Origin of the sequence: Pseudomonas sp. Z1-12, from assembly GCF_051132015.1 — a bacterium.
Classification (GTDB): Bacteria; Pseudomonadota; Gammaproteobacteria; order Pseudomonadales; family Pseudomonadaceae; genus Aquipseudomonas; species Aquipseudomonas zanjanensis.
Genome location: NZ_CP071647.1, coordinates 1,106,009 through 1,124,310 on the forward strand (window position 1 = coordinate 1,106,009; position 18,302 = coordinate 1,124,310).

The 18,302-nt window shown below is 62.4% G+C and carries 16 protein-coding genes; 13 read left to right on the forward strand and 3 right to left on the reverse strand.

Annotated elements, in window-relative coordinates:
- The 10 genes from pilW to J3P85_RS04810 all read left to right on the forward strand — a co-directional run bounded on the left by pilW (window position 1) and on the right by J3P85_RS04810 (window position 10,420).
- Window positions 1–759 (forward strand): type IV pilus biogenesis/stability protein PilW, encoded by a 759-nt coding sequence (gene pilW / locus J3P85_RS04765; RefSeq protein ID WP_053118628.1) that lies wholly within the window; start codon window positions 1–3, stop codon window positions 757–759.
- Complete coding sequence (locus J3P85_RS04770; RefSeq protein WP_434705066.1) at window positions 759–1,805, forward strand: RodZ domain-containing protein; 1,047 nt, start codon at window positions 759–761, stop codon at window positions 1,803–1,805. Before pilW ends, J3P85_RS04770 begins: the two co-directional genes overlap by 1 nt.
- A gap of 3 nt (window positions 1,806–1,808) precedes the next feature.
- Window positions 1,809–2,918 carry a flavodoxin-dependent (E)-4-hydroxy-3-methylbut-2-enyl-diphosphate synthase gene (gene ispG, locus J3P85_RS04775; RefSeq protein ID WP_003185136.1) on the forward strand — a complete coding sequence of 370 codons (1,110 nt, stop codon included), beginning with the start codon at window positions 1,809–1,811 and terminating at the stop codon, window positions 2,916–2,918.
- 22 nt (window positions 2,919–2,940) lie between these two features.
- The gene (gene hisS, locus J3P85_RS04780) at window positions 2,941–4,230 is read left to right on the forward strand and encodes a histidine--tRNA ligase (protein WP_250964530.1); all 1,290 of its coding nucleotides are present in this window, start codon (window positions 2,941–2,943) and stop codon (window positions 4,228–4,230) included.
- Window positions 4,231–4,270: 40 nt separating this feature from the next.
- Window positions 4,271–4,912, forward strand: coding sequence for a YfgM family protein (locus J3P85_RS04785; protein WP_434705068.1), 642 nt, complete (start codon window positions 4,271–4,273; stop codon window positions 4,910–4,912).
- A complete protein-coding gene (gene bamB, locus J3P85_RS04790) occupies window positions 4,905–6,056 on the forward strand; it encodes an outer membrane protein assembly factor BamB (RefSeq protein WP_122568804.1) in 1,152 nt (383 codons plus the stop codon). Before J3P85_RS04785 ends, bamB begins: the two co-directional genes overlap by 8 nt.
- A gap of 199 nt (window positions 6,057–6,255) precedes the next feature.
- A complete protein-coding gene (gene der, locus J3P85_RS04795; RefSeq protein WP_003185121.1) occupies window positions 6,256–7,728 on the forward strand; it encodes a ribosome biogenesis GTPase Der in 1,473 nt (490 codons plus the stop codon).
- A gap of 278 nt (window positions 7,729–8,006) precedes the next feature.
- Window positions 8,007–9,155, forward strand: coding sequence for a pyridoxal phosphate-dependent aminotransferase (locus J3P85_RS04800; protein WP_434705069.1), 1,149 nt, complete (start codon window positions 8,007–8,009; stop codon window positions 9,153–9,155).
- Complete coding sequence (locus tag J3P85_RS04805) at window positions 9,143–9,937, forward strand: amidohydrolase (RefSeq protein ID WP_434705070.1); 795 nt, start codon at window positions 9,143–9,145, stop codon at window positions 9,935–9,937. The genes J3P85_RS04800 and J3P85_RS04805 overlap by 13 nt, the downstream gene beginning before the upstream one ends.
- A 63-nt stretch (window positions 9,938–10,000) precedes the next feature.
- Window positions 10,001–10,420, forward strand: a complete 420-nt coding sequence (locus J3P85_RS04810) for a hypothetical protein (RefSeq protein ID WP_207966513.1) — start codon at window positions 10,001–10,003, stop codon at window positions 10,418–10,420.
- 191 nt (window positions 10,421–10,611) lie between these two features.
- On the opposite strand, the gene leuA is transcribed toward J3P85_RS04810, so the two are convergent.
- The 3 genes from leuA to xseA all read right to left on the reverse strand — a co-directional run bounded on the left by leuA (window position 10,612) and on the right by xseA (window position 14,960).
- Complete coding sequence (gene leuA / locus J3P85_RS04815; RefSeq protein WP_053118643.1) at window positions 10,612–12,291, reverse strand: 2-isopropylmalate synthase; 1,680 nt, start codon at window positions 12,289–12,291, stop codon at window positions 10,612–10,614.
- Between the two features lie 464 nt (window positions 12,292–12,755).
- The gene (locus J3P85_RS04820; protein WP_434705071.1) at window positions 12,756–13,577 is read right to left on the reverse strand and encodes a peptidoglycan DD-metalloendopeptidase family protein; all 822 of its coding nucleotides are present in this window, start codon (window positions 13,575–13,577) and stop codon (window positions 12,756–12,758) included.
- A gap of 3 nt (window positions 13,578–13,580) precedes the next feature.
- Entirely contained in the window at window positions 13,581–14,960 is a 1,380-nt protein-coding gene (xseA, locus tag J3P85_RS04825) for an exodeoxyribonuclease VII large subunit (protein ID WP_030139579.1), read from the reverse strand.
- A gap of 219 nt (window positions 14,961–15,179) precedes the next feature.
- On the opposite strand from xseA, the gene J3P85_RS04830 reads away from it, so the two are divergent.
- The 3 genes from J3P85_RS04830 (at window position 15,180) to guaB (ending at window position 18,278) form a co-directional block, all read left to right on the forward strand.
- Window positions 15,180–15,947 (forward strand): sulfite exporter TauE/SafE family protein, encoded by a 768-nt coding sequence (locus tag J3P85_RS04830; RefSeq protein WP_434705072.1) that lies wholly within the window; start codon window positions 15,180–15,182, stop codon window positions 15,945–15,947.
- 69 nt (window positions 15,948–16,016) lie between these two features.
- Window positions 16,017–16,565: a sugar ABC transporter ATPase gene (locus J3P85_RS04835; protein ID WP_434705073.1), complete on the forward strand. Its 549-nt coding sequence runs from the start codon at window positions 16,017–16,019 to the stop codon at window positions 16,563–16,565.
- A gap of 243 nt (window positions 16,566–16,808) precedes the next feature.
- Window positions 16,809–18,278 carry an IMP dehydrogenase gene (gene guaB / locus J3P85_RS04840; RefSeq protein WP_186705413.1) on the forward strand — a complete coding sequence of 490 codons (1,470 nt, stop codon included), beginning with the start codon at window positions 16,809–16,811 and terminating at the stop codon, window positions 18,276–18,278.
- The last annotated feature ends 24 nt before the right edge of the window (window positions 18,279–18,302 follow it).

An 18,302-nucleotide genomic window follows, 5' to 3' on the forward strand; every position in this document is an offset into this window, starting at 1 on the left:
ATGTCCCTGCGCTTCGCGCTCGTTTTGCTGTTGGCCGGCCTTTGTTCCGGTTGCGTCCTGTCGGGTGACTACAACCCGATGAAGACCAGCAAAGGGCGCGATGAGGCACGTGTGGCCTATGTGCAACTGGGCATCGGCTACCTGCAGCAGGGCATGACCGAACGGGCCAAGGTACCGCTCAAGAAAGCCCTGGAGCTGGACGATTCCGACCCGGATGCCAACGCGGCCCTGGCCCTGGTGTTCCAGGCCGAGATGGAGCCGGAACTGGCCGACCAGCATTTTCGCAAGGCGCTGTCTGGCCGGCCGCAAGACGCACGGATCCTGAACAACTACGGCAGCTTTCTTTTCGAGCAGAAACGCTACAAGGAAGCCTACGAGCGCTTCGAGCAGGCCGCCGCCGATACCCTTTACCCTGAGCGTTCGCGGGTGTTCGAAAACCTCGGCATGACCGCCGCGCAGCTCGGCCAGCGTGACCTGGCCCGCCAGCAGTTGGAAAAGGCGCTACGGCTCAATCGCCAGCAACCGCGGGCGCTGCTGGAAATGGCTGAGTTGTCCTACGAAGACAGGCATTATGTGCCCGCGCGTGACTACTACGAGCGTTTTAGCCTGCTGAGTGAGCAAAATGCACGTAGTCTATTGCTCGGCGTTCGGCTGGCACATGTGTTTGAAGATCGCGACAAAGCTGCAAGCTACGGCTTGCAACTCAAAAGACTCTATCCCGGTACGCCGGAATATCAGCAATACCTGTCGGAGCAATGATGAAAGCGGCGCATCCCGAAGTTGTAGCAGCGACTCGCGTAAATCCCGGTGAGACCCTGCGTCAAGCCCGCGAAAGCAATGGTTGGTCGCTGGCCGAAGTGGCCCTCAAGCTCAATCTCACCGTGGCTTCCCTGGGCAATCTGGAAGCGGGCGCGTTCGACAAACTGCCTGGGCACACCTTCGCCCGCGGCTATATCCGCGCCTATGCCAAGCTTCTCGGCATGGACCAGACCGTACTGGTCCAGCAATTCGATCAATACACCGGTTCCGATGCCCAGGGCAGCAACGTGCACAGCCTGGGGCGCATCGAGGAGCCGGTTCGCGTTTCCCACACTATTTTGCGAATCGTCAGCCTGTTGCTGCTGATTGCGGTGATCGGTGGCGGTTTTGTCTGGTGGCAGGACCAGGCTTCCTTGCGCAACAAGGAGCCGGTCGCCATGAACCCCGAGCACGTCGAAGTCGAGGGCGCTGACGGCACCACCCAGATCCATCCATTGGACGAGCCGGAAGACCAGGCGGTTGTCGAAGGCCAGGCCGAAGGCGAAACCGCCCTGGCGTTGCCTCAAGGCCAGGATAACGGCGAAGCCGATGCTACCGCTGGCGCCGAGCCGACCGTGCCATCCGCTCCGGCGCCAGCTCCTGCGCCGGCCGCACCGACCGCGCCGGCCCACGCTGGCAGCGTGCCGGCTGCTCCCGCCGCACCGGCGGCTCCAGCGCCGGTTCCCGCCACGCCAGCGCCAACCGTTGCGGCTCCGAGCGTACCGGCTGCTCCTGCAACCCCAGCGGCCCCGGCGCCTGCACCCGGTGACGGCCAGGTACAAATCCAGTTCACTGCCGACTGCTGGACGCAAATCACCGACGGCAACGGCAAGGTGCTGTTCAGTGGCCTGAAGCGCAAGGGCGACAGCACGGCCGTCAACGGCAGGCCGCCGTTTGCCGTACGCCTGGGTTATGCCCGTGGCGCGCAGGTCAGCTACAACGGCCAGCCAGTCGACATCGCTCCGTTCACCAGTGGCGAGACCGCTCGCCTGAAGTTGGGTCAATAAGTCATGCACGGCGAATCTCCAATCAAGCGTCGCGAATCCCGGAAAATCTGGGTCGGTAACGTGCCCGTGGGCGGCGATGCGCCAATCGCTGTGCAGAGCATGACCAACAGCGACACCAATGACGTGGCCGCCACGGTCGCCCAGATCAACCGCCTGGAAGCCGCAGGTGTCGACATCGTGCGGGTATCGGTGCCGGACATGGACGCCGCCGAGGCGTTCGGCAAGATCAAGCAACTGGTCAAGGTCCCCCTGGTCGCCGACATCCACTTCGACTACCGCATTGCCTTGCGCGTGGCCGAGTTGGGCGTCGATTGCCTGCGCATCAACCCGGGCAACATCGGTCGCGAAGACCGTGTGCGTGCCGTGGTGGATGCCGCGCGCGACCGGGGCATCCCGATCCGTATCGGCGTGAACGCCGGTTCCCTGGAAAAAGACCTGCAAAAGAAATACGGCGAACCGACCCCGGCGGCGCTGGTGGAATCGGCGCTGCGCCATGTAGAGCACCTCGAACGCCTGAACTTCCAGGACTTCAAGGTCAGCGTGAAGGCGTCCGACGTGTTCATGGCCGTCGAAGCCTACCGTCTGCTGGCCAAGGAAATCGTCCAGCCGCTGCACCTGGGCATCACCGAGGCCGGTGGGTTGCGTTCGGGCACGGTGAAATCCGCCGTCGGCCTCGGTATGCTGCTCGCCGAAGGAATTGGCGATACCATCCGCATCTCGTTGGCGGCTGACCCGGTCGAGGAAGTGAAAGTCGGCTACGACATTCTCAAGTCCCTGCACCTGCGTTCCCGTGGCATCAACTTCATCGCCTGCCCGAGTTGCTCGCGGCAGAACTTCGATGTGGTCAAGACCATGAACGAACTGGAAGGGCGCCTTGAAGACCTGCTGGTGCCGCTGGATGTCGCGGTGATCGGTTGCGTGGTCAACGGGCCGGGTGAAGCCAAGGAGGCCCATATCGGCCTGACGGGCGGTACGCCGAACCTGATTTACATCGACGGCAAGCCGTCGCAGAAACTGACGAATGACAATCTGGTGGATGAGCTGGAACGGCTGATTCGCCAGAAAGCGGCCGAAAAGGTCGAAGCCGACGCAGCGGTCATCGCGCGCGGTTAAGTCGAAGGATTAAGGAATACACGTGAGCAAGTCTCTGCAAGCCATTCGTGGCATGAACGACATCCTGCCCGAGCAGACGCCCCTGTGGCGCTATTTCGAGGGCACCGTGGCGCGCCTGCTGGATAACTACGGTTACCGGCAGATCCGCATGCCGATCGTCGAGTTCACCGAGCTGTTCAAGCGCTCCATCGGTGAAGTGACCGACATCGTCGAAAAAGAGATGTACACCTTCGACGACCGCAACGGCGATTCCCTGACCCTGCGCCCCGAAGGCACGGCGGCCTGCGTGCGGGCGGTGCTCGAACACGGCATCACCGGCGGCGGCCAGGTGCAGAAACTCTGGTACATCGGCCCGATGTTCCGTCACGAGCGCCCGCAGAAAGGCCGTTACCGCCAGTTCCACCAGATCGGCCTCGAAGTGTTCAACCTCGACGGCCCGGACATCGACGCCGAGCTGATCGTCATGACCTGGCGCCTGTGGGGCGAGCTGGGGCTGCGTGACGCGGTCAAGCTCGAGCTCAACAGCCTGGGTACCAGCGAGTCCCGTGGCCGCTATCGTGAAGCGTTGGTGGAGTTTCTGTCCGCCCACCTCGACAAGCTGGACGAAGACAGCCAGCGCCGCCTGAAGACCAATCCACTGCGCGTGCTCGACACCAAGAACGCCGAGACCCAAGCGATCCTGGTGGACGCGCCGAAAATGGCCGACTACCTCGACGACGAGTCCCGTGCGCACTTCGAGGGGCTGAAGGCACGCCTCGACGCCGTGGGCATTCCCTACGTGATCAACCCCAAGTTGGTCCGTGGCCTGGATTACTACAGCAAGACCGTCTTCGAGTGGGTCACCGACAAGCTCGGCGCCCAGGGCACCGTCTGTGCCGGTGGCCGCTACGACGGGCTGGTGGAGCAGATGGGCGGCAAGCCGACCCCGGGCGTGGGCTTTGCCATGGGCATCGAGCGTCTGGTGCTGATGCTTGAGGCGCTGGATAAAGTGCCCGAAGAGCTGTCCCGTCAGGTCGACGTCTACCTGTGCGCCTTTGGCGAGGCCGCCGAACTGGCCGCCCTGGCCCTGAGCGAGCGGATCCGTGACCAGTTGCCCAACCTGCGCCTGCAGATCAACGCCGGCGCCGGCAGCTTCAAGAGCCAATTCAAGAAGGCCGACAAGAGCGGTGCGCTGTACGCACTGATCCTCGGTGACGACGAACTGGCCCAACAAGTGGTAGGTTTCAAACCCCTGCGTGGCCAGGGCGAACAACAAAGCATTGCCTGGGATGCGCTTGCTGCGCACCTGGCCACCTGCGTCGTGCAGGGTTGAAGCTGTCAAACAGCCGATTTAGCGATTGAGGAGTATTGGGGTGTCGAGTACCGAAGATGAACAGCTGGCGGATTTGAAGGACTGGTGGACGCGCAACGGCAAGCCGCTGGTCACTGGCGGCCTGTTGGCGCTGGTCATCGTGTTCGGCTGGCAGGCCTACCAGAAATACCAGAGCAACCAGTCGCAAGGCGCCTCGGTGCTCTACCAGCAATTGCTGGAAACCACCCTGACTCCGGACGGCAAGCCTGACGCGGCCCGCGTGGCCGACCTGGCCGGCAAGCTGGACAAGGAATTCGGCGGCACTGCCTACGCCCAATACGGTCGCCTGTTCGTGGCCAAGGTGGCGGTGGACAGCGGCAAGCTGGACGACGCGGCCACCGAGCTGAAAGCCATCGTCGACAAGCCGGTCAACCCGACCCTGGGCGAAGTGGCGCGTCAGCGCCTGGCGCAGGTGCTGGCGGCGCAGAACAAGGCCGAAGACGCCTTGAAGCTGCTCGACGGCGAGGCCGACAAGGCGTTCCTGGCGACCCGAGAAGAACTCAAGGGCGACCTGCTGGTACAGCTGGGTCGTGCCGATGAGGCCCATGCGGCCTACCAAAAAGCCAAGGCTGCGCTGTCGGATGAAGCCGCGGTCGGTGGCCTGCAAATCAAGCTGGACGACCTGGCCAAAGGGGATGCGTGACGTGATTCGTTGGAAACATGCAGCATTGCTGGCCCTGGCCATTCTGGCCGCGGGTTGCAGCAGCAACAGCAAGAAAGAACTGCCGCCGGCCGAACTGACCGACTTCAAAGAAGAAGTCGTGCTGCAGAAGCAGTGGAGCCGTTCCATCGGCGATGGCCAGGGTGAAACCTACAACATGCTGGTGCCGGCCATCGACGGCGATACCATCTATGCAGGCGACGTCACCGGCGTGGTGATGGCGATGGACCGCACCAACGGCGACGTCAAATGGGAAAAGGACCTTGAACTGCCTGTTTCCGGCGCCGTTGGCGTGGGTTACGGCCTGGTCATGATCGGCACGCTCAAGGGTGAGATCGTCGCGCTGGACGCGAGCAGCGGTGAAGAGAAATGGCGTGCCCGCGTGACCAGCGAAGTGCTCGCACCGCCCGCCACCAACGGCGACGTGGTGGTGGTGCAGACCCAGGACGACCGTCTGATCGGCCTGGATGCCGCCACTGGCAACCAGCGCTGGTTGTATGACAGCACCCCGGCGGTACTGACCCTGCGTGGCACCAGTGCGCCGATCGTTACCAACCGCCTGGCGGTGGCTGGCTTGTCGACCGGTAAAGTGGTGGCCCTGGATGTTTCCAACGGCGTGCCGGTCTGGGAACAGCGTGTAGCGATCCCGCAAGGTCGTTCGGAACTGGAGCGTGTGGTCGACATCGACGGCGGCTTGCTGCTGTCCGGCGGTACGCTGTACGTCGCCAGCTACCAGGGTCGCGTCGCGGCACTGGACCTGGAAAGCGGTCGTCCGCTGTGGCAGCGAGATGCGTCCAGCTACGCCGGTGTCGCCCAGGGCTTTGGCAGCGTCTACGTGAGCCTGTCCTCGGGCACCGTCGAAGGCGTTGACGAGCGTTCCACCACCGCATTGTGGAGCAACGACTCCCTGGCCCGTCGTCAACTGTCGGCCCCGGAAGTGTTCTCCAGCTACGTCGCAGTGGGTGACCTGGAAGGTTACCTGCACCTGCTCAGCCAGGTGGACGGTCGTTTCGTCGGCCGTGAGCGCATCGACAGCGACGGCCTGCGTGCCCGTCCGCTGGTGGTGGGCAACATGATCTATGTGTATGGCAACAGCGGCAAACTGGAAGCCCTGACCATCAAGTAAGACTATGCTTGGGTTAATTCCCAAGCGGCTTCACTTTGTGGGAGCGAGCTTGCTCGCGAAGACGCTGGGTCAGTCGACACTCATGTCACTGGACTAGCGCTATCGCGAGCAAGCTCGCTCCTACAGAATGGCCCCCGAGCACCAGCCGCTGCCTCGCAGCGGCTTTTGTATTTTCTGAAATAACGAAGTGGAGAGCCGCATGGTTCCCGTAATCGCCCTGGTGGGCCGACCGAACGTCGGCAAGTCCACCTTGTTCAACCGCCTGACCAGGACTCGCGACGCCATTGTCGGCGACTTGTCCGGTCTGACCCGTGATCGCCAATACGGTGAGGCCAAGTGGCAAGGGCGTACCTATATTCTGGTCGACACCGGCGGCATCTCCGGTGATGAACACGGCATGGACGAAAAAATGGCCGAGCAGTCGCTGCTCGCCATCGAAGAAGCCGATGTGGTGCTGTTCCTGGTAGACGCCAAGGCTGGTTTTACCGCCGCCGACCAGATGATCGCCGAGCATTTGCGCAAGCGTAACAAGCGTTCCTACGTGGTCGCCAACAAGGTCGACAACATCGACCCGGACATGGCTCGCGCCGAGTTCGCACCGTTGGGCATGGGCCAGGCGATCCCGATCGCCGGCGCCCACGGTCGCGGCATCACCCAGATGCTGGAAATCGCCCTGGAGAGTTTCCCCAAGGACGACGCCGAAGAGCCGGAAGACGGCGAAGAAGAGATCGTTGCCGAAGGCGAGGAAGCCAAGCGCATTCCGGGCCCGAGCGAAAAAGACGGGATCAAGATCGCCATCATCGGCCGCCCGAACGTGGGCAAGTCGACCTTGGTCAACCGCATGCTCGGCGAAGACCGGGTCATCGTCTACGACCAGCCCGGCACCACCCGTGACAGCATCTACATTCCCTTCGAGCGTAACGAAGAGAAGTACACGCTGATCGACACCGCCGGTGTGCGCAAGCGCGGCAAGATCCACGAAGAAGTTGAAAAGTTCTCCGTGGTCAAGACGCTGCAGGCGATCAAAGACGCCAACGTGGTGATCTTCGTGATGGACGCCCGCGAGGGTGTGGTCGACCACGACTTGAACCTGCTGGGCTTCGCCCTGGAAGCCGGTCGTGCATTGGTCATCGCGATCAACAAGTGGGACGGCATGACGCCGAGCGAGCGCGACTTTGTGAAAGTCGAACTCCAGCGTCGGCTGTTCTTCGTCGACTTCGCCGACATCCACTTCATCTCGGCCTTGCACGGCACGGGCGTGGGCAACCTCTACGCTTCGGTGCAGAACTCGTTCAAGTCGGCGGTCACTCGCTGGCCGACCAACCGCCTGACCCAGATCCTCGAAGATGCGGTCGGCGAGCACGCGCCACCGATGGTCAACAACCGTCGGATCAAGCTGCGCTACGCCCACTTGGGCGGTGCCAACCCGCCGATTATCGTGATCCACGGTAACCAGATCGAGAAGGTGCCCAAGTCGTACGTTCGCTACCTGGAGAACACCTACCGTCGTGTCTTGAAGCTGGTCGGCACGCCGATCCGCATCGAGTTCAAGGGCGGCGAGAACCCGTACGAAGGCAACAAGAACACGCTCACCGACCGCCAGGTCAACAAGAAGCGCCGCTTGATGTCGCACCACAAGAAGGCCGACAAGAAGCGCCGCGACAAGCGCTGACTCAGGCTTTCGCAGCACCGCTGTTGTGGCGAGGGAGCTTGCTCCCGCTGGGCTGCGCAGCAGCCCCAAAGATGTACCTGCCACCGCAGTGCATCAGATGAAACACAGGGGCTGCTTCGCAGCCCAGCGGGAGCAAGCTCCCTCGCCACAGAGTTTTCCTGCGATTCGGTGACAAGAAAAGGGTGCCCTTGGCGGCACCCTTTTTCATGCCCGGCGATTGGGCTATCCTCGAGCTCTCCCGCGCCGTGCCAGAGCCGGGTGCAGAGCAGGGACCCTCCATGATCACCAGCAAGTTGCCGAACGTCGGCATCACGATTTTCACCCAGATGTCCCAGCTCGCCGCGCAGACGGGCGCGTTGAACCTGTCCCAGGGGTTTCCCGATTTCGATGGTCCGCAGGCCTTGCGCGACGCGGTCGGTCGGCACATCGCCCAAGGCCACAACCAATATTCACCCATGACCGGCCTGCCGGCGCTGCGCCAGCAGATCGCGGCGAAGATCGCCCGCAGCTATGGCGCCAATGTCGATGCCGACCTGGAAGTCACCGTGACCCCTGGCGCGACCCAGGCGATTTTCTGTGCCATTGCAGCGGTGGTCCACAGCGGTGACGAAGTGATCGTCTTCGACCCCAGCTACGACAGCTACGAGCCTTCCGTGCAATTGGCCGGTGGGCGTTGCGTGCATGTGCCATTGGGCCTGGATGACTTCGCCATCGACTTCGAGAAGCTCGGCGAGGCCTTGAGCCCGCGTACGCGCATGATCATCCTCAATTCGCCGCACAACCCCAGCGGCGCCCTGATCAGCCGCGCCGAACTGGATCAATTGGCGGCGCTGATTCGCGACCGCGACATCTATCTGGTCAGCGACGAGGTTTATGAGCACTTGGTATTCGATGGCGTCGCCCATGCCAGTGTCCTGGCCCATGAAGAGCTGTACCGCCGCGCCTTCGTCGTCAGTTCGTTCGGCAAGACCTACCACGTCACCGGCTGGAAAACCGGCTACGTGGTGGCGCCAGCGGCGCTGACCACGGAGCTGCGCAAGGTGCACCAGTACGTCAGCTTCTGCGGCGTGACGCCGTTGCAGTACGCCCTGGCGGACTTCATGGCCGAGCATCCGGAACACGTCGACGAACTGCCGGACTTCTACCAGGCCAAGCGTGACCTGTTCTGCGATCTGCTGGCCCCGTCGCGGTTCAGTTTCAAGCGCGTAACCGGCACGTATTTTCAACTGGTGGATTACTCACAGATCCGCCCGGACCTGAATGACGTCGACATGGCGCTGTGGATGACCCGCGAACACGGCGTGGCGACCATTCCGATCTCGGTCTTCTACCAGGACCCACCGCAAGGCCAGCGTCTGGTGCGCCTGTGCTTTGCCAAACGCGAGGAGACGCTGCGCGAAGCGGCGGAAAAACTATGCGTGATTTGAGCGCGTTGCCGGACCTCGACATTGCCCTGGTCCAGACCACCTTGGCCTGGCATGACCGCGAGGCCAACCTGGAACATTTCGAAGCGCTGCTCGAACAGGCGCGCGGGGCTGACCTGATCATCCTCCCGGAAATGTTCACCACTGGTTTCTCCATGGAGTCCGAGACCCTGGCGGAGCCTGAGCACGGGCCCACCAGCCGTTGGCTCAAGGAGCAGGCGGCGAAACTGGACGCAGTGATCACCGGTAGCGTGATCATCCAGGCCAGCGACGGCAGCCATCGCAATCGCTTGCTGTGGGTGCGGCCGGACGGTGAAGTGCTGCATTACGACAAGCGCCATCTGTTCCGCATGGCCGGCGAGCATAACCACTACACACCGGGTGACCAGCAGGTGCTGTTCGAACTCCAGGGTTGGCGGATCCGGCCGTTGATCTGCTACGACCTGCGCTTCCCGGCGTGGAGCCGTGATGCCGAGGACACCGACCTGCTGTTGTACACCGCCAACTGGCCCGGGGCGCGGCGTCAGCACTGGAATCGGCTGCTGCCGGCCCGGGCGATCGAAAACCTGTGCTACGTGGCGGCGGTCAACCGTGTGGGCACCGATGGCAAGGGCTTCGCCTACACCGGGGACAGCCAGGTACTGGATTTCCAGGGTGAGAGCTTGCTCAGCGCTGGCGAAGCCGATGGCCTGTTCAGGGTGTGTTTGAAGGCGGCGGATCTGGCAGCGTATCGCACGCGGTTTCCGGCGAACCTGGATGCCGATCGCTTCGAATTCATTTATTGAAACGATTCAGCCTCAAGAAACGCTGTCGGGTGCCGATAACGGGTCAGCCAAGGAGGAGTCCCTATGACCAGTATCAGCGCAACCACCGTTAACCCTTATCCATTGTCGGCCCCAAAGGTCTCCATCCGCGGGGCTGAAGAAGAAAAAGCAGTCAGCCCAGTGGCATCGACTGACAGCAGCGAAGACAAAGACAAGAAACTGGCAGTCGACACCAGCGGCGCGAATATCGCTGGTGCGGGTGGCAGCAGCGGCACCGGCGATGTCATCGAGCAACTGAAGAAGCAGATCGAACAGACCCAGAAGTTGCTGGCCGAGCAGCAAGCCCAGCTAGCCCGCGTGCAAAAAAGCCGGGCCGATGAAGAGCAGAAAGCCCAGGAAACCATGGCGATCCAGACCCAGATCATGGCGACCCAGGCGACTTTGCAAACCTTGCAGGCCGCGCTGTTGCAGGCGATGACTATTTCGATTGATACCCATGCCTGACATTTTGGTTGTCTGACAGGCCGCCGTCGCGAGCAAGCTCGCTCCCACAGGGGAATTGAGGCGGACACAGATACCAATGTGGGAGCGAGCTTGCTCGCGATGAGGCCGTGACAGGCCGCACAAAACCATCAGCCAAACAAAAAAGGCCCTGAGGTTCACACCCCGGGGCCTTTTTGCATTTCAGCCTTGGATCAAGCCGCCTTGGCCTCTGGCTGGCTCAGCGAACGGTTCAGCGCACTGAACAGCGCCTTGAAGCTTGCGGTGGTGATGTTCTCATCGATACCCACACCATGCACCGCACGCTCGCCGTTGACTCGCAGTTCGATGTACGCCGCCGCCTTGGCGTTGGTGCCGGCGCCGATGGCGTGTTCGTTGTAGTCCATAATCTCCACCGGAATCGGCAGGCCAGCCACCAGTGCTTCTAGGGCACCGTTGCCTCGGCCGCGCCAGTGCAGGTTGGTCTCGCCCTGGCCCTTGCTCGCCACTTCCACTTCCACGGCGCTGTTGCCGTTTTCTTCCTGCAGGCGATGGCTGACCAGCGCATACGGGGTGTTGGCTTGCAGGTATTCACGCTGCAGCAGGGCGTGGATCTGCTGGGCGGTCATTTCCAGGCCCAGGCGATCGGTTTCGCGCTGCACCACCTGGCTGAACTCGATCTGCATGCGGCGGGGCAGGCTGATGCCGTATTCCTGCTCCAGCAGGTAGGCGATGCCGCCCTTGCCCGACTGGCTGTTCACACGAATCACTGCCTCGTAGCTGCGACCGATGTCGGCCGGGTCGATTGGCAGGTACGGCACTTCCCACAGCGTGTCCGATTTCTGCTGGGCAAAACCTTTGCGGATCGCATCCTGGTGCGAGCCCGAGAACGCGGTGTGAACCAAGTCGCCGACGTACGGATGACGCGGGTGCACCGGGATCTGGTTGCATTCCTCGACCACTTTGCGCACGCCGTCGATGTCGGAGAAGTCCAGCTCAGGGTTGATGCCCTGGGTGTAGAGGTTCAGCGCCACGGTCACCAGGTCGACGTTGCCGGTGCGTTCGCCGTTGCCGAACAGGCAGCCTTCGACACGGTCGGCGCCGGCCATCAGGCCCAGCTCGGTAGCGGCCACGCCGGTGCCACGGTCGTTGTGGGTGTGCAGGCTGATGAGCACGCTGTCACGACGGGTGATGTTGCGGTGGAACCACTCGATCTGGTCGGCGTAGATGTTCGGGGTGGCGACTTCCACGGTGGCCGGCAGGTTGAGGATCACCTTGCGCTCCGGAGTCGGGTTCCACACTTCGATCACGGCGTCGCAGACTTCCTTGGCGAATTCCAGCTCGGTGGCGCTGAAGGTCTCTGGTGAATACTCGAATTGCCACTGGGTTTCCGGCTGCTGGGCGGCGTATTTGACGAACAGCTTGGCCGCGTTCACCGCGATTTCCTTCACGCCTTCCTTGTCCTGGTTGAACACGATGCGGCGGAACGACGGGCAGGTGGCGTTGTACAGATGCACGATGGCTTTTTTCGCGCCACGCAGGGATTCGAATGTGCGGGCGATCAGGTCTTCACGGGCCTGGGTCAGCACCTGAATGGTGGTGTCGTCCGGGATGTGACCTTCCTCGATGAGGGTGCGCACGAAATCGAAGTCGGTCTGCGAGGCGGCCGGGAACGACGCTTCGATTTCCTTCACGCCCACCGCGACCAGGGTTTTCCAGAAGCGCAGCTTCTTGACCGCGTCCATCGGCTCGATCAGCGACTGGTTGCCGTCGCGCAGGTCGGAGCTGCACCAGATCGGCGCGGCGGTGATGGTCTTCGACGGCCAGGTGCGATCCGGCAGGTTGATGGTCGGGAAGGCGCGGTATTTCGAAGACGGGTCTTTGAGCATGCTCATGGGCGGAATCCTTATTGTCGTGGCCGGAAAAAGGCGGCCTGCCGGTGGTTCGAATGGGGGTGGCTCTACGGCCGGGACGAGGTGCCGCGATTCAGCCCGGCAGTCGTGCGCTGACGAGGCACAGGCTGCGGTGCTGGCGAAGCTGGATGAGGGTGTGAGAGGTTTTCATGCCTTCAACCCTAACCGCGTGGACGGGGGGTTGCAAGCAGTCGGAAAAAATTGGGAGAAGTTCTGTTTTGGAACTGATTCGCGGGATTTAATCGCGCATGTTCGGGATTAGGTTCCTGGAAATTGCGTCGATGTTTTTAGCTTGGCAATCCGCAGGAGGCGGTGATGCGACTGCCTTCATCGCGAGCAAGCTCGCTCCCACAGGGGATCTGTGTTGATTGCAAATGTTGTTCACTGAGATCCCCATGTGGGAGCGAGCTTGCTCGCGATGAGGCCAGTAGCCTCACCACAAACACTCAGGGTTGAAACGCCCCGATAAAAATCGCCGGATCCACCCGCGCATCATTCAAGCTGATGTTCCAGTGCATGTGCGGCCCCGTCGCCCGGCCGGTGGCGCCGACCTTGCCTACCACAGTGCCCCGGGCCAGTTGCTGGCCGACCTTCACGTCGATCTTCGACATGTGGCAGAACATGCTGATGAAGCCTTGGCCATGGTCGACGAATACGGTGTTGCCATTGAAGAAGTAATTGCCGGTGAGGATCACCTTGCCGGCGGCCGGGGTCTTGATCGGCGTGCCGGCGGGCACGGCGAAGTCCAGGCCGGCGTGGGGGTTGCGCTCTTCGCCGTTGAAGAAACGGCGCACGCCGAACTTGCTCGACAACGGACCGTTGACCGGTTTGTCCAGCAACAGGTTGCTGGGGATGTTCGGGCTGAAGCTGCGGTAAGCCTTCAGTTGCACCGCCAGCTCGGCATCGATGCGCTTGAGATCCGCCGGGTTCGGATTGACCTGGCGCTTGTTCTTCAGGGTGATGTGCTGCTCGGGGTATTTCTTGTAGCCGACCACGAAGGGTTGGGTAGTGCCGGCGCTGCTGATCTGCTGGGTGCCGGGCTGGACCGTCAGCGGAATGCCGACAATCGCCAACCAGTTCTGTTGTTCCTTGACCACCAGCACCGGTTTGCCCTGGTAAGTGGCTTTCGGCGGCTGGGCCGCGCTGCCCAGGTCCACCACGGCCACACCGCCGGGCACCGGCTTGTTCAGCAAGCGGGTGATGTAACTGTCGGCGTAGGCGTTGACGGTCAGGCACAGCAAGAACAAGGGGGCGAGATATCGCGGCATGAATCAATCCAGTAAAGAAAGGGTGACCGGCGTCAGGTGATTGTCTTCGACCCGCACCAGCAGTTCGCCTTCGCCGAGCTTGGCGGTCAGGCGCTGGCCGGTCTGGGTTTGCCCGGCGCTGCGGATCGCATGGCCGCGCTCGTCGAGCAGGATGCTGTAACCGCGACCGAGGGTCGCCAGGGGGCTGACGATGTGCAGCGTCTGCATCTGGTTGTGCAATTGCACGCGTCGCGTCTTGAGCCCTTCGCGCATGGCCCGGGGCAGGCGTTCGGCGAGGCTGTCCAGGCGCTGGCGCAACATCGCCAGTTGGCGGCCCGGATGCTGCCCGGCCAGGCGGGTTTCCAGGCGGATCAGCCGTTCGCGGCGAGTATTGAGGCTGCGTTCGAAGGCCCGGCGCATGCGCATGTCCAGGTCGTCGAGGCGCTGGGCCTGCTGGCGCAGACGCTCACCGGGATGACGCAGGCGCCGGGTAAGGCCTTCGAGGCGCAGTTGATCGCGCATCAGCCGGTCGCGCATGCGCATCACCAGTCGGCGATGCAGGCTTTCGACTCGGCGCACCAGGTCGCCGGCATCCGGCGCCAGCAGTTCGGCGGCGGCGGAGGGAGTCGGGGCGCGGACATCCGCGACGAAGTCACTGATGGAGACATCGGTTTCATGGCCCACGGCGCTGACGATCGGCGTGACGCAGGCGTCCACCGCACGGGCCACGGCTTCTTCGTTGAAGCACCACAAGTCTTCCAGCGAACCGCCGCCCCGGGCCAGGATCAGCGCATCGAAACCGCGGGCATCGGCCAGTTTCAGGGCGCGGACGATTTGCGCGGTGGCTTCGCGGCCTTGCACGGCGGTGGGAATCAAGGTCAGGGAAATTTGCGGCGCGCGGCGGCGGAACACGCTGATGATGTCGCGGATCACCGCGCCGGTGGGCGAGCTGATGATGCCGATACGTTGCGGATGGGCTGGCAGCGGCACCTTGCGCTCGGCACTGAACAGGCCTTCGGCGCTGAGCTTTTCCTTCAGGGCATCGAAGGCCAGGCGCAGGGCGCCATCGCCAGCCGGCTCCACGGTGTCGAGGATCAATTGATAGTCGCCACGGCCCTCGAACAGCGAGACCTTGCCCCGCACTTTTACCGCCAAGCCGTCTTTCAGAGCCTGGCGCACCCGTGCGGCGTTCTGCCGGAACAGCGCGCAACGCACCTGGGCGCCGCTGTCCTTGAGGGTGAAGTACACGTGGCCGGAGGCGGGGCGGGCGAGGTTGGAGATCTCGCCCTCGACCCAGATGTTGCTGAATACGTCTTCGAGCAACACCCGCGCGCGGCCGTTGAGCTGGCTGACAGTCAGGACTTCGCGGTCCAGGCCCAGTCGGGCAAAGGGATCTTTAATCATGGGCGGCATGATAAGGGGATTCGCCAATAGTGTGCAGACAATTGGACCGGGTTGTCTGCATCGCGAGCAAGCTCGCTCCCACAGGGGATCCATGTCGCACCGAAGATCAAATGTGGGAGCGAGCTTGCTCGCGATAGCGACAGACCGATCACCACAAACGCTGGATGTCCCCCCATCATCTGGCTAAAGTCCCCGCTCTCCTCATCAAGGAAGTGCCGGATGAATCTTCTCCCATGGTTGGGCCAGTGGGCATTTGCCCCGATGGAATGGCTGGTGATCGCCTCGGCCATTGTCCTGGCCTACATCGTGTTCGGCATCGCCGGGTTTGGCACGGCGCTGGTGGCGGCGCCGATCCTGCTGTTGTTCATGCCCCTGTCGAAAATCGTCCCGCTGCTGGTCTTGCTCGATTTTGTCGCGGCCTTCGGCAACCTGTTGCCCTCGCGCCGTGACGTCTCCCGGCCGGAACTGCTGCGCTTGCTGCCGTGCATGGCGCTGGGTTGCACCCTGGGGGTGATTTTCCTGCTCAACCTCAAGTCCGACCTGTTATTGCTATTGATGGGGCTGTTCATCAGCAGCTACGCCATCTATAGCCTGTTGATAAAGACCCGGCCGACACAGTTGTCTTCGTCGTGGGCGTTTCCGATGGGCACCGTGGGCGGGATGTTCGGGGCGTTGTTTGGCAGTGGCGGCTTTTTGTATGCGATCTACCTGAACAGTCGCCTGCCCAAGGACCCGGCTCGTGCCACGCAAAGTGCCTTGATCAGTTGCAGCACCGTGGTGCGCTTGAGCTTGTTTATCATCGCCGGGGTGTATGCCGAGCTACCCTTGTTGGTACTGGCGCTGTGTTTGTTGCCGGCCATGGCGCTGGGGTTGTGGGTGGGCCGTCGCTTGACCATGAAGTTGTCGCGCGAGGCGTTCGTGCGACTGGTCACCTGGCTGGTGCTCGCCAGCGGTATCGCCTTGATCGGGCGCTACCTGAGTGCTTGACCTGGCCCAGCCAGGGATTAAGCTGCCGGCCCTTTATAAGAACCGCCAGGGAAACCTCCAGGCCTCGCCATGAATTCGCAAAGCATCATCGTCCCGAAAATTTCCACTTTGCCGGTCCACGAGCCTCGGGCCCGGGCAATCGTGCGCTGGCTGGTGCGCAAGAACATCGTCGAAGAACAACTGACCACCTGCGGGCGCACCGGCAGTCGCATGGCCCACGCCATCGCCCCCGGTGCCCGCGACGTGGTGCTGCATCCCGACGCACTGCCGTTCGGCGAGCCGGTCAATGGCCTGGAGATCATCACCAAGCGCTGCATCTATACGCCGGCCAAGGGCTTTCTTGAGGAGGCCGGTTGCGCCGAGTGTCGCCGGGAGATTGGCGAAGCGCTGTTCGAAAGCCTGGAAGACTGGATGCCAGGGCGTACCGACAACTTCACCTGTCCCGAGTGCGGTCATGAAGATGACATCAATGGCTTTCTGTTCCTGCAGCCGTGCGGCTTTTCCAACCTGGGGTTCATCTTCAATAACTGGCTGGAAGCGGGGTTCAAGCAGGCGTTCATCGATGAATTCGCCGATTGGCTCGATCAGCCGGTGAGTTGGGTGAAGGTGGAGTTGTAAGAGCGCCAATGCGCCAATGTGGGAGCGAGCTTGCTCGCGATGGCGGCGGCCCATTCAACATGGTTGCTGGCTGATCCACCGCTATCGCGAGCAAGCTCGCTCCCACAGGAGGGTGTGTTGCAATGAGGTAGGGTTTTAGCCCGTCAATCACCCCGCCAATAATAGACAGAGTTTTACATTGAGCCAGACGGGGTGCATGAGTATAATGGCGCGCTTCCATTTTCCCGCTCGGGAGCCCCCGCGATGCTGCGTATCAGCCAAGAAGCTCTGACCTTCGACGACATTCTCCTAGTGCCCGGTTATTCCGAGGTACTGCCTAACGAAGTCAGTCTCAAAACCCGTCTCACCCGTGGCATCGAACTGAATATCCCCCTGGTTTCCGCTGCCATGGACACCGTGACCGAAGCCCGTCTGGCCATTGCCATGGCCCAGGAAGGCGGTATCGGTATCATCCACAAGAACATGACCATCGAACAGCAGGCCGCCGAAGTGCGCAAGGTCAAGCGGTTCGAGGCTGGCGTGGTCAAGGATCCGATCACCATCGAGGCTGACGCCACGGTCCGGGATCTGTTCGAACTGACCCGCATGCACAACATCTCCGGCGTTCCGGTGCTGCACGATGGCGACCTGGTCGGCATCGTCACCTCCCGCGACGTGCGTTTCGAGAACCGCCTGGATGCTTCCGTCCGCCAAGTGATGACGCCTAAAGAGCGCCTGGTCACGGTCAAGGAAGGCACCAGCAAGGACGACGTCCGCGAGTTGCTGCACAAGCACCGCATCGAGCGCGTGCTGATTGTCGACGACAAATTCGCCCTCAAGGGCATGATGACCGTCAACGACATCGAAAAAGCCAAGGCCTACCCGTTGGCGAGCAAGGACGACCAAGGTCGCCTGCGCGTCGGCGCCGCCGTCGGCACCGGCAAGGACACCGGTGACCGCGTCGCCGCCCTGGTCAATGCCGGCGTAGACGTGGTGGTGGTCGACACCGCCCATGGTCACTCCAAAGGCGTGATCGACCGCGTTCGCTGGGTCAAGCAGAACTTCCCTGACGTGCAGGTGATCGGCGGCAACATCGCCACCGGCGCAGCCGCCAAGGCCCTGGCCGACGCCGGCGCCGACGCCGTCAAGGTCGGTATCGGCCCTGGCTCGATCTGCACCACCCGCATCGTCGCGGGTGTCGGCGTGCCGCAGATCAGCGCCATCGCCAACGTCGCCGCAGCCCTTGAAGGCACTGGCGTGCCGTTGATCGCCGACGGCGGTATCCGTTTCTCCGGTGACCTGTCCAAGGCCATCGTTGCCGGTGCCTATTGCGTGATGATGGGTTCGATGTTCGCCGGTACCGAAGAAGCGCCGGGCGAGATCGAGCTGTTCCAGGGCCGTAGCTACAAGGCTTATCGCGGCATGGGTTCGCTGGGCGCCATGTCCCAGGCCCAGGGCTCTTCCGACCGCTACTTCCAGGACTCCTCGGCGGGTGCCGAGAAGCTGGTGCCGGAAGGTATCGAAGGTCGCGTGCCATACAAAGGCACCCTGAGCGCCATCATCCATCAACTGATGGGCGGCCTGCGTTCTTCCATGGGCTACACCGGCAGCGCCGACATCGAAGAGATGCGCACCAAGCCGGAATTCGTGCGCATCACCGGCGCCGGCATGGCCGAGTCCCATGTGCACGATGTGCAGATCACCAAGGAAGCGCCGAACTACCGTGTAGGTTAAGGCTTCCAGCAAAACGTTAATCAC